The organism is Chryseobacterium sp. AG844, from assembly GCF_003182335.1.
In the GTDB taxonomy this organism is placed as follows: Bacteria; Bacteroidota; Bacteroidia; order Flavobacteriales; family Weeksellaceae; genus Chryseobacterium; species Chryseobacterium cupriresistens.
This window is the reverse complement of sequence record NZ_QGTV01000002.1, coordinates 46290-58342: the sequence shown is the minus strand read 5'-3', so window position 1 is coordinate 58342 and position 12053 is coordinate 46290. Positions and strand designations below refer to the sequence as shown.

9 protein-coding genes are annotated in these 12053 nt (G+C 37.7%); 4 read left to right on the top strand and 5 right to left on the bottom strand.

What is annotated here, in order from left to right:
* Positions 1 to 13: 13 nt before the first annotated feature.
* From DEU40_RS02360 to DEU40_RS02340, 5 genes are all read right to left on the bottom strand, one after another.
* Positions 14 to 985, bottom strand: a complete 972-nt coding sequence (locus DEU40_RS02360) for a glycoside hydrolase family 130 protein (protein ID WP_110008362.1) — start codon at positions 983 to 985, stop codon at positions 14 to 16.
* A gap of 31 nt (positions 986 to 1016) precedes the next feature.
* Positions 1017 to 2318, bottom strand: coding sequence for an MFS transporter (locus DEU40_RS02355; protein WP_110008361.1), 1302 nt, complete (start codon positions 2316 to 2318; stop codon positions 1017 to 1019).
* Between the two features lie 173 nt (positions 2319 to 2491).
* Complete coding sequence (locus DEU40_RS02350) at positions 2492 to 4117, bottom strand: SusD/RagB family nutrient-binding outer membrane lipoprotein (protein ID WP_110008360.1); 1626 nt, start codon at positions 4115 to 4117, stop codon at positions 2492 to 2494.
* A gap of 17 nt (positions 4118 to 4134) precedes the next feature.
* Positions 4135 to 7101, bottom strand: coding sequence for a SusC/RagA family TonB-linked outer membrane protein (locus DEU40_RS02345; RefSeq protein WP_110008359.1), 2967 nt, complete (start codon positions 7099 to 7101; stop codon positions 4135 to 4137).
* 386 nt (positions 7102 to 7487) lie between these two features.
* Positions 7488 to 8366 carry an AraC family transcriptional regulator gene (locus DEU40_RS02340; protein ID WP_110008358.1) on the bottom strand — a complete coding sequence of 293 codons (879 nt, stop codon included), beginning with the start codon at positions 8364 to 8366 and terminating at the stop codon, positions 7488 to 7490.
* A 201-nt stretch (positions 8367 to 8567) separates the two neighbouring features.
* Here DEU40_RS02340 and DEU40_RS02335 point away from each other — a divergent pair, with 201 nt between their 5' ends.
* The 4 genes from DEU40_RS02335 to DEU40_RS02320 all read left to right on the top strand — a co-directional run bounded on the left by DEU40_RS02335 (position 8568) and on the right by DEU40_RS02320 (position 12010).
* Positions 8568 to 9410: a helix-turn-helix domain-containing protein gene (locus DEU40_RS02335; RefSeq protein WP_110008357.1), complete on the top strand. Its 843-nt coding sequence runs from the start codon at positions 8568 to 8570 to the stop codon at positions 9408 to 9410.
* 116 nt (positions 9411 to 9526) lie between these two features.
* Positions 9527 to 9946, top strand: coding sequence for an OsmC family protein (locus DEU40_RS02330; RefSeq protein WP_002982623.1), 420 nt, complete (start codon positions 9527 to 9529; stop codon positions 9944 to 9946).
* A gap of 179 nt (positions 9947 to 10125) precedes the next feature.
* Positions 10126 to 10731, top strand: coding sequence for a TetR/AcrR family transcriptional regulator (locus DEU40_RS02325; protein WP_110008356.1), 606 nt, complete (start codon positions 10126 to 10128; stop codon positions 10729 to 10731).
* A 10-nt stretch (positions 10732 to 10741) separates the two neighbouring features.
* Positions 10742 to 12010 carry an acetyl-CoA C-acetyltransferase gene (locus DEU40_RS02320; RefSeq protein WP_110008355.1) on the top strand — a complete coding sequence of 423 codons (1269 nt, stop codon included), beginning with the start codon at positions 10742 to 10744 and terminating at the stop codon, positions 12008 to 12010.
* The last annotated feature ends 43 nt before the right edge of the window (positions 12011 to 12053 follow it).

Genomic DNA, 12053 nt, shown 5'->3' with positions numbered 1-12053 from the left:
TTATATTACTGTATTAAATTGAATTCTTTTTCATAAAATCAATGATTTCTGAGATATATCCAAAGGCAATCGCAACCACGGTATCGGCAGCACCGTAATATACTGTTACTTTGTCTCCTTCAGTCAATGCTGCACAAGGGAAAACCACATTCGGTACATCTCCTGTCAGTTCATACAATTCAGCCGGAGCCAATAAATAAGGCTTCGTTCTGTACAACACTTTTGTAGGATCTTCAAGATCCAGCAAAGCTGCTCCCATTGAATATCTGAATCCTCTGCAGGTATTGATCACACCATGATAGAAAAGCAGCCATCCTTCTTCTGTTTTGATAGGAACCGGCCCTCCTCCGATTTTGGTACACTGCCAGGCACTGTCTTCGAAAGGCGTTACTTTCATCACGCAACGATGTTCCCCCCAGTATTTCATATCAGGGCTATAGCTGATATAAATATCTCCGAAAGGCGTATGTCCGTTATCACTCGGACGGCTCAACATGGCATATTTACCATTGATTTTCTCAGGGAACAAAACACCATTTCTGTTGAATGGAAGAAAGGCATTTTCACACTGAAAAAACTCTTTAAAATCAAAAGTATATCCGATTCCGATGGTAGGACCATTGTATCCGTTGCACCAGGTGATCCAATAACGGTCTTCAATAAAAGTTACGCGGGGATCGTATTTGTAATCGGATTCAATCATATCCGTATTTCCTGCATGCATTTCAATAGGGTCATGATTGATGTCCCAATTGATTCCGTCTTTACTGAAACCGGCAAAAATATTCATCTGTACTGCCCTGTTGTCGCAACGGAACACTCCGGCAAATCCGTCCTCAAAGGGAATTACGGCACTATTGAATATACTGTTGGATGTTGGTATAGCGTATCTGTTAATGATCGGGTTTTCGGAAAACCTCCACATGATATCATTACAACCTTCCGGGCGATCCTGCCAAGGGATCATTACTGATTGAGCTGTCATAAAGTATTTTTTACTTTTTTATTTTTAATTATTATGAATTGATTTGTTGTTCTTTCTGATTTTCCGGATGAGGAAAAGGAACAAATAAAGTGACCAAAAATGCAGGAATGGTAGCAATCAGTACCCAGATAAAGAACATTTTGTATCCGATCCAGTCACTGATCATTCCACTGAACATTCCGGGAATCATTACGCCAAGATTCATAATCCCTGTTGCAAATGCGTAATGTGCCGTTTTGTGTTTTCCGGGTGCAATCTGCTGCATCATGTAGAGCATTAGTCCCACAAAACCAAATCCGTAACCGAAATATTCCACTACCACCGCAATTCCTACCGGTAAAAGATCTGCCGGCTGATAATAAGCCAGTAATGCATAGACCACAAATGGAATATTGAATGCACAGCATAGCCATATCAAAGATCTTTTCAATCCGCGGGCTGAGATAAAATACCCTGCCAATACGGACCCCAGGATGAATGCTGCAGAACCATATGTCCCATAAATAAGCCCGATATCGGAAGTAGATAATCCTAATCCTCCTAATGTTCTTGGAGCTTTAAAAAATAAAGGCGCAATTTTGATCGCAAATCCTTCTGCAAAACGGTACAGAATTATAAAGAGGATACACCATAGAATTTTCTTTTTGGTGAAGAAAGAGGTAATCACTTCCAATAGTTCCTGACGAACATTTCCGGCAGTCTTTCCATCTTTCCGTTCTTCTTTGTTTTCCTTCGGCAGAATGAAATAGTGGTAAATAGCCAGTACAAAAAAGAGTAATGCATAGATCACCATAATGATCATCCAGGCATGGGTTACCCCTTTTGTCTTTTCTAAAACCCCGGCAAAATAAACGAGTGCTCCACTGCTGATAATCTTCGCCAGGTTGTAAAAAGCACCTTGCCATCCAATATACTTTGCCTGCTCTTTATTGGTCAAAAACCCAATATACGTTCCGTCTGCTACCACATCATGGGTAGCTCCGCAAAATGCAACTATCGCAAAAAGGGCAATACTGTATTTGAAAAAATCATGCATTGGCAGGCTTAAGGCCACTAATGCAAACAGAATTCCTATCGCAAACTGAGTAAAAACAACGAAGAATTTTTTGGTTTTATAGATCTCCAGAAAAGGGCTCCAAAGAGGTTTTAATGTCCAGGAGAACATGATAAGGGCAGTCCAGAAAGTAATCTGCGAGTCCGAAACCCCCATATCTTTATACATGATTCCTGAAACCGCATTAATGGTTACAAAGGGCACTCCCATTGCAAAATATAATGTTGAAATCCAAAGAATCGGCTGAATCCGACGGGTTCCGGAGTTGTTTTTTCCCATATTTAAAATAAGATTCTAAATAAAAGAGAACATCTCAAAAATACATTCAGGCTAAAAAAACGAAACTATAAATTTTTTGGAGATTCTACTCTATTCTCCCGCCTTAATGAATGCATCAAATAAAAATCTGATCTTGAGATGTCTCTTTATTAATGAGTGATTCTGAATATTTTTTATTTCTTATCCCACCAAAGTTTTGTACCTCCGGTATCAGGACCGTTAAGCATTTGAGCGGCCTGCTGGTAATTATATAATGATGTTTTGGTATCAATAGTGAAAGGAATTCTCCTGATCATTGCTTCTGTACTGATAGCTCCGCCGCTGTCATTCTTTCTTACCTTGAAAAGAACCGGATATCCTGTTCTTCTCTGTTCAGCCCATGCTTCCGGTCCGTTTGGATAAAGGGATAGCCATTTTTGGGTAATAATTCTTTCTAATTTTCTTTCGTTGGTATCACCGTTATTCCACGCAATCGTAATGGTACTTAACTGGGGGTTTCCAACAAGTACGTTATTGTCTGCATTTTTCGGATCAATATAAGGTGCTTCAGTAGAAGTATTATCGGCAAGATAAGCAGCAACATTAGCACTTTTCCCCCATTCTCCGAAAGACTGCTGAACTCCGGTTGTATAGTTGGTTTGAATATCTCCTGCTCCTGCATATCCTCTCAAAGCAGCTTCAGCTCTAAGGAACCATGTTTCTGCAGCGGTGAATAATTTCATTTTACCATCGGTACCGGAAAAATAATCTCCGCTGGCAGATTTTGCCTGTGGCTGTGAGAACCCTCCGTACGTTGATTTACCATTTAATAAATCAATTCCCTGGCGGATTCCTATATATTTCCCCTGCAAGCTTGGGTCAGATGCCGGAATAGCATATGCTGGAAGTCTTGGGTCATTATATCCGTTCATATATGCCATCAAAGGGGCTCCGATTAAACAGTCTCCCCATGAGTAAATGATAAAACTTAATTCTGACTGTCCTACACTGATCAACGCATTGTCCGCATTATCCGTAATCAATCCTGCAGGTGAAGCCAATGCTTCTTCTGCATATTGTTTAGATTTCGCAGGATCAGCATAGCTCATTCTCATGGCTAACCTCAGCTTTAATGAATTGGCAAATTTTGCCCATTGCGCCATATTTCCGCCGTATACTAAATCTGCTTTTTTCAATGCCGATTTATCTTCTACGTTCTGTGTCGCTGGCATGGCAATTACTTTCTGCAAATCGTTAATAGCTGCGCTAAGATCAGCAATAAAATAATTGTAAGCTTCCTGTTGAGAATCAAAATCTGTAACTCCATTCGGATTGGGCTTTTCATATTTGCTGTAGACTACCGGGCCGTGACTGTCTGAAACTCTTGCTGCCGTAATAACTTTCAGAATTTTTTTAACAGCAAATGTTCCTGTAAAATCTACACCTTTATAGATTTCCTTAGCCGTATTATCGATGATAAGGGAGTAATTGAAAATATCCTGTTGTCTGGCAATGATTCTGTTATTCCATCCGTCCATCATCGAATAAGTAAGATTATTTACCCCTCCATTAAATGGTGTTGCTGTACTGAACATTCCACTGTACATATCTGCACTAAGGTTAGGGTACAGCTGATAATCTGACTGTAATCCTCTCTGCATGGATTTCATCGGATCAACAACAGCGATGAAATCAGCGTAAAAATTTTCAGGACCTCCTGCTTTTTCCTGATTATACTGTTCAAAGTCATTTGTACATCCTGAAGCAGAAAATAACAGTACAGCTCCGAATGCCAATATTTTAATATGATTGATTTTCATTTTCTTAATTGTAAAAGTTAGAAGTTAGCTTTTAATGATAATCCAATAGATCGGGTAACCGGTAATCCGAATGAATCTACCCCTACTCCACCAGGTGTATTTCCTGATACCTGCTCAGGATCAAATGGTGCTTTTTTGTAGAAGAAAAATAAGTTGGTTCCTACTAAGCTTACGGTTGCGTTTCTCATATATTTAGATTGAATATCGAAAGTATATGAAATGGAAGCCTGGCGTAAACGTATTGTTGTAGCACTGTACAGATAGGCTTCATCAATACCTTTTCCAAACCCTTCTGTTGTTCCTACTGCTTTATAGTAATCTTTTGCATTGGTTAAACCCGTGTAAGCCTGTCCCGCATTTGGTGTTCCCGGTGCATATACTGCATTTGGAATAGATACACCTCCAGCATCTCTTGCATCAGCTGTAGACTGACTAACTCCATAGATATCGTTTGCTTTTTCTGTAAGGGAAAGTACCTTCCCTCCAAATTTACCATCAATAAGGAAAGAGATTCCCAGCTTACCAATATTAAAGGAGTTATTGAATCCCATAATAAACTTAGGATTCGGATTGCCAAGATAAGAAGGAGTACCTTCTGCTAATGGGATTCCTTTTTCATTCACTAAAATACGTCCCTGATCGTCTCTTTTGAACTTGATTCCGTAAAGATCACCGAAAGATCCTCCCAATTTCAGTTTGGTGTATTCCCCTCCACCTGTTAATGAGAAAAGTTGGTTTTCTGATATAGGTAAGCTTGGTGGAAATAATTCAACAATAGTATTTTTGTTAGCCGATGCATTTAATGTAGTTGTCCATCCAAATTTTTCTGAACTGAAGACCTTATATGACAATGAAGATTCAAAACCTGTATTTCGGATTTTTCCTGCGTTGATATAATATGATCCAGGAGCTATTCCTCCGAAATAAGAATCTATTTTTGTTTCTAACAATTGATTACTCGTATTGGAGTTGTAGTAAGTAATATCAAAACTTAATTTATTACTAAACATCCTTAGCTCTGTTCCAACTTCAAAAGTTTTATTAAATTCAGGTTTCGGAAACAGGTCTTTATACTTAGGATCAGTAATGAATGAACTCTTTGGAAACACAAGTGTTCCCGCATCTACACCAACAGTATATCCTTTATTATATTCAATCATAGCATTGGAAATATTGGTAGGCAACCCTAATCCTACCGTTGCATAAGATCCTCTTACTTTCCAGAAACTAATGACTTCCGGAAGTTTGAAAACAGAAGATAACACAGCATTAGCTCCTACAGATTCATAGTCAAATCCCGTTCTCCCTGTTAAGGCAAGACTGGAATCCCAGTCATTTCTAAAAGTCATGTCCACATAAAACATATTTTTATACCCTACTGTAGCACTTGCAAATACAGATTGTACCTGCTTCTTCATATTGGTATAGATATTATGATATCCATCACCAGGGGATCTTTTTTTACCCCATTCAAGATTACTCACAGTGAAAAGGTTAGGGTTTGTCAGATATGCGTTATCAATTTGTCCTATTTTATTTCTTGTTGTATTGATACTTCCTCCTAACGTAAAATCTAAAGAGAAAGACTCACTAATTTTAGGACTACCGATAAGCAACACGTCCCCATATGTTGAAGAGTTTTCATAGGTATTCTTAAGAATTCTTCCATTAATTCCTTCCTTAACAGCCAGTAAAGTAGGTGCTGAAAAAGCAGCAATATCACGCTGACTGTCTGAAATATTCCAGCTATAATTTCCTCTCACTCTTGCCGTTAACCAAGGATTGATCTGGTAAGATAATGAAAGCGCTCCATAGGTATTTTTATTGCTTACAGTAACAGGATTACGGTTTAAAATCCAATAAGGGTTCTGTGTTGGTGGGTTTCCTTTAAAACTTCCATCCGGATTAACCTCCCACCAGTTTTGAGCAGGTAAAAATCTTTCTTTATTTAAATAAGTGTAATTATCTGGACCATACTGATCAAAATCTACTCCTCTTGGCAACCAGTACAAACTCGTCAAAGGAGAAAAAGATGCTCCGGGAGTCTGTCTGTTCTTACTTTCCTGTAATGAACCGATGAAGTTGGCATCTAATGTTAACTTATCATCCAGAAACTTACTTGAATTTCTGAAAGAAACGTTATACTGATCAAAATAAGACATGGGAACCACTCCTTTGTTGGTGGTATTTCCGATTGAGAAATAACTTGTTGATCTCTCATTTCCTGACTGGAAAGAAAGGCTATTTACCCAAGTTGTTCCTGTCTGAAGGAAGTCTTTAAGATAATCTTTAGAAGATCCTTTTGCGCCCCAGCTTTCTACTGACTGTCCCGGCTGTGATCCCGATACAGAAGGGTCATAAGACAGATAACTGTGCTGTAGTTTTGGAAGACTATAAGCCCTGTCCACTGTAAGGCTGGAGCTGTAAGTAATTGAACTTTTCCCTGCACGTCCTTTTTTAGTTGTAATCAGGATAGCCCCATTACCTCCGGCAGAACCGTACAATGTAGAAGCAGAAGCTCCTTTCAGGAAGTTGATGCTTTCAATATCATCAGGATTGATGGAGCTCAATACATCCCCCGGATCCGGCATATTGGAATACTGTCCGATATCTGCTGATTTTCCTGTTCCGTTGATAATGGGAATACCATCAATCACATACAGTGGCTGTGCACTGTTGACAGACTTATCTCCTCTCATGACCACCCTTACGGAGCTACCTACACCATTGGTTCTGTTGATCTGCACATTGGAAACTTTTCCGTTGATCGAATTTAATAGATTGGGAGTTTTCACTTCTGTAAGCTCATCCCCGCCAATCTGCTGACTGGAATACGTCAAAGAGCGGGCCTGCCTTTTTATCCCCAAAGAGGTGACCACGACCTCCTCAATACTGGTTGTCTTCGTAGTATCGGCTGTTTTTTTCTCCTGTGCATTCGCAGTGAGTGAAAAAACAAACAGAACGGGTATAACTGCTTTTCTCATAAGGTATAGATTCGTTAGATTTAATTGAGAATCAATGACATTACTTTATTTTTTAATACAAAAAAAATTATTGTTCTTTCAGCAAAATTTTGCCGTTTATGTATTAAATTATTTAAAGTTTTGTTAAGATTTAATTCACATTCACAAATCTAAATTTTGTAACCAGTCTGATATAATACTATTTTATCATAAAACGATATTATTTTTTCAGCAATTAATTTTAAAAGACATTAAAACCCTATATATCAACATAATACAACACTCTCCAAACATTAATAAAAAGAGGATTTATTCTGATATTCTGACAAAATAAAAGAAGATTTTTGCACAGAATTTTAGTGCAAAAAATAGTATGTTAAAAAGAAAAAATAAATTTTTAAAACGTATTATTCAATCTTTTTAACTCCTTTGAACTGTTCTCTAAATTCGGTTGGAGTTGTCTTTTTGATCGACTTAAATACTTTATTAAAGTTGGCGATATTATTAAAGCCAGCCTCAAAAGCAATTTCAAAAACAGTCAGATTCTTTTCCATCAACCAGCGTGCAGCATAGCTGATTCTTATCTCGTTAAGATAATTGATAAAGGTTTTTCCTGTTCTTTTTTTAATAAACCTATTGAACGTCACATTGCTCATATTCACCAATGATGCTGCATTATCCAGTGTAATTTTGTTTTCAAAATTTTTATGGACAAAATCATGAACCACTTTCATTTTATCATTATCTGCGAAAGTTTCAAGTTCAATACTATACGAAGATAAAAGTGTTTTATCCTCTGCCACAGCCAGTTCATTCAGAATCTTCATAATTTCTATGAAAGATTCAAAGCTGTTCATCTTTGAAAGATTGAGAAACGAATCTTTTAGTTTCTCGGCAGTTTCTGTAGAAAAAAGAATTCCCCGGATGGAATCTTTCATAAGATTATTGATAGGTTTCAGGATATTTTTCTCCATCAGTGACTGATTAAAGAAATCCTGATTGAATTGTATGGTAATTTCGTGGGTCTTTCTGTTCTTACATCTGTAATTAGCCCAGCAATGCGGTAAATTTGGACCTACCAACACCAATTCTATATTTCCGATCTCTCCGGTATGATCTCCCACCATTCTTTTGTAGCCCTTCCCTTTATAAATAAAATTGATTTCTATTTCCGGGTGGTAATGATATGGAAAGTCAAATGAGGCCTTAATCCTGTCAAACACGAGAAAACTATCCTCAGGAGATAGTGGAGTTATTTCTCTCAGAATATTTTCTAATTCGCTCATACAGGCAGTTATGAAAAAAAGTTAATACTTTTAGGTTACAATACAAATCTTTGTAAAAATGATAAAATAATATCAATGTAAAAACATATTTCCAATTTATTTTTATTTCAATTTTATATATCAAACATAAGAAATCATAGGTTGGATAATTTAATACGGATCAAATCATGCTTTTTTGTATCTTTAAACTAAAGTTAAAGGATGCCGCAACAGCTTATTTTTGAAGACCACTATAAAAGACTCGGACTGGAAGTATTTTCAGAAGAGAATCTGGAGAATTTCAACGGAAGTCGGTTCTCTTCAGATATTAAAGTATTTTTTATTCCTTCAGGATATGAACTTACAGTAGATTTTAATCATTATAAAACAAAGAAACCTTCACTTTTCTTCCTCACCAACCAACATTTGAGTATCCAAAAAGGCAAAGATGAATCTATTCTTCTTTTCTACAACCGCGATTTCTACTGTATCCAGATCCATGATAAGGAAGTGGCTTGTGACGGGCTTCTCTTTCATAATGTATTTGAAATTCCTTATGTGGAACTTGACAACTCAGAAGCCACACTTATAAAATCCCTGTTCCAGAATATTCAGGATGAACTTGAAGGGAAGGATTCTTCCGCAGAAGAAATGATCAGAACCTATGTAAAACAAATCATCATTAGGGCTACCCGCAAGTGGAAGAAACAAAATCTGGATAATGATACGCTCAGAATACCAGGCAGTGAGCTTGATATTTTCAGAGATTTCAGCAGACATCTGGAAATTCATTTCAGAGAAAAACATAATGTCGCTGATTATGCAGAGCTTCTTCACATCGCTCCGAAAACTTTAACTCATAAATTTAAAAACTTAAAGCTGGAGTCTCCCAACCAGTTTATCATTAACAGAATTTTATTAGAAGCAAAAAGGTTACTTTTTTATACGGATAAACCTGTCAAAGAAATTGCTTATGATCTGGGTTATGAAGATCCGGCTTATTTCAACCGCCTTTTCACCAATAAAACAGGAAGCACTCCCGCAAATTTCAAAAAAAAACTATAACACGGGAAAAAAGTACAATATTTAAGTCTTTTTATCTATTGAAAACTCCTTATCACAGACATACCTTTGTAACATCAAAATCAAACAACAATACTAAATACAAAAAAACAAACATTATGAGACGTAACGCAACAGCCGTTTGGAACGGTACCATTAAAGAAGGAAAAGGACATTTAACAACTCAGAGTACAACTTTAAACCAGACTCAATATTCTTTCAACAGCCGTTTTGCGGATGGTGTAGGTACCAACCCCGAAGAATTACTGGCAGCAGCCCATGCAGGATGCTTCACGATGAAACTGGATGCAGAATTATCTCAGGCAGGTTATAATCCTGAAGAATTAAAGACGACTTCTGTCATTACCCTTGATCCCAATATTGGTAAGATTACAAAATCTGAATTGACATTAACCGCTAAAGTGCCGGGAATCTCAGAAGAGGAATTCCAGAAATTTGCGAAAATTGCAGAAGAAGGATGCCCTGTAAGCGCCGCATTCAACTTTGAAATTACTTTGAATGCTACTTTGGAAAACTAATTTAAGTATTCATTCAATATCAATAGAAACGGGCTAAAAGTCCGTTTTTTTAATTTAAAAAAAATCCATTGGCTTCAGCCAAAACTTAAATCCAAAACATTCAAATTAATTATTCGTCCTCAATAAAATATACCGAGTGGTATATTTTTGTATATTTGCATCATATTTAAACATTTATAATGTCAAAGGCAGAAAAAACAAAACAGCATATCATTGAGAAAACAGCAACTCTTTTTAATACCAAGGGTTATATTTCCACATCGCTGTCAGACATTACCCAAGCAACCGGATTGACGAAAGGCAGCATTTATGGAAATTTTGAAAACAAGGATGAAGTAGCCATTGAGGTTTATAAATACAATGCCGCCGTGTTGAGTAAAACCCTCAGCCGCTCCTTTGGCAATGAATTCCCTACGTCATTGGATAAGCTCCATGCATTTATAGATTTTTACCGAAAAAACTGGACGTTTGTCTTTGCCAACGGCGGATGTCCGCTGATGAATGCTGCTACGGAAGCTGATGATTCATTTCCTGCTTTAAAAACTCAGGTGAAAAGGTCTTTTACACAATGGATGACCAAAATATCAACTACTATCGCTGAGGGCCAAAATAAAGGTGAAATTGATCAAAAAATCAATGCTGAGCAATATGCTTCCCTGTTCATCATGCTTATTGAAGGTGGAATTCTGCTTTCAAAAACAATGGGAGATCAAAGTTATCTCAACCATGCCTTGGATAAGGTTGCCCAAATGATTGATCATGAACTCAATATTCTTCCATCATAAATTACACCATATGGAAACAAAAAAAGTGGCTATTGTAGGATACAACAGAATTCCTTTTGCCAGAATGAATACCGCTTATTCAGAGCAGGGAAATCAGGATCTTCTGCTTGCTTCTCTGAACGGATTAATAGACCGTTATCACTTAAAAGGAAAACGACTCGGAGAGGTTGCCGGCGGCGCAGTCATTAAACATATTTCCGAAAGCAACCTCATCAGGGAAACGGTGATGAATACAACGCTGGATCCCGCTACTCCTGCCTGTGATCTTCAGCAGGCATGTGATACAGGAATTGAAGCAGCTGTTTATATTGGGAATAAAATTGCCCTGGGTCAGATAGATTGTGGCATTGCCTGCGGTGTGGAAGCCATGAGCAATATTCCATTTGAGTCTTCACCAAGGTTAAGAAAAGCCATGCTCAAAGCCAATAAAGAGAAATCAGCGTTTGGAAAAATAAAACAACTGCTAAGCCCGAAGTTGAAAGACTGGATGCCCATTCCTTATAAAGGGCAGGAACCCAAAACAGGTCTTGTGATGGGTGAACATACAGAAATTACTGCCCAATATTACAATATACCAAGAGAAGAACAAGATCAACTGGCATTAAAAAGCCATCAGAACATGGCAAAAGCTTATGATGAGGGATTTTTTGATGATATGATCACTCCAGCTTTTGGGCTGGATAAAGATAATAATCTGAGACGTGACAGCAGTATTGAAAAATTATCGCAGCTGAAACCTGCTTTTGATAAGCAAAACGGAACCTTAACGGCAGGAAATTCAACTCCATTTACAGATGGTGCTTCTGCAGTTTTGCTGGCCAGCGAAGAATGGGCGATAGCCAATAATCTTCCCGTCTTAGCTTATATCACTTTTTCAGAGCTGGCAGGAATAGAATATGTTGAAAATAAACAGGATTTACTTCTAGCTCCTGTTTTTGCAGCAGAGAGAATGCTTAAAAAAGCAGGTATGAATTTGTCAGACTTTGATTACTACGAAATTCATGAAGCATTTGCAGCACAGGTCCTGGCTACCATAAAAATCTGGGAAAATGATGAGCTGGCCAAAAAGTTCGGATTGGAAAAAGCGCTGGGAACAATAGACAGAAATAAACTGAATGTAAAAGGAGGAAGCCTTGCAGCCGCCCATCCTTTTGCTGCAACCGGAGGAAGAATTATCGCAACACTGGCAAAATTACTTCATGAAAAAGGCAGTGGGAAAGGGTTTATATCCATTTGTGCAGCCCGTGGACAGGGAGTAACGATGATTTTGGAAAAGTAATAAAAGCCTCATCCTATATTCAAAAGAGCAGATTCTTTTATTA

Bases quoted from the DNA above. Each gene is read 5' to 3' on its own strand.
- DEU40_RS02360 (WP_110008362.1), bottom strand. From the start codon at position 985: ATGACAGCTCAATCAGTAATGATCCCTTGGCAGGATCGCCCGGAAGGT.
- DEU40_RS02355 (WP_110008361.1), bottom strand. From the start codon at position 2,318: ATGGGAAAAAACAACTCCGGAACCCGTCGGATTCAGCCGATTCTTTGG.
- DEU40_RS02350 (WP_110008360.1), bottom strand. From the start codon at position 4,117: ATGAAAATCAATCATATTAAAATATTGGCATTCGGAGCTGTACTGTTA.
- DEU40_RS02345 (WP_110008359.1), bottom strand. From the start codon at position 7,101: ATGAGAAAAGCAGTTATACCCGTTCTGTTTGTTTTTTCACTCACTGCG.
- DEU40_RS02340 (WP_110008358.1), bottom strand. From the start codon at position 8,366: ATGAGCGAATTAGAAAATATTCTGAGAGAAATAACTCCACTATCTCCT.
- DEU40_RS02335 (WP_110008357.1), top strand. From the start codon at position 8,568: ATGCCGCAACAGCTTATTTTTGAAGACCACTATAAAAGACTCGGACTG.
- DEU40_RS02330 (WP_002982623.1), top strand. From the start codon at position 9,527: ATGAGACGTAACGCAACAGCCGTTTGGAACGGTACCATTAAAGAAGGA.
- DEU40_RS02325 (WP_110008356.1), top strand. From the start codon at position 10,126: ATGTCAAAGGCAGAAAAAACAAAACAGCATATCATTGAGAAAACAGCA.
- DEU40_RS02320 (WP_110008355.1), top strand. From the start codon at position 10,742: ATGGAAACAAAAAAAGTGGCTATTGTAGGATACAACAGAATTCCTTTT.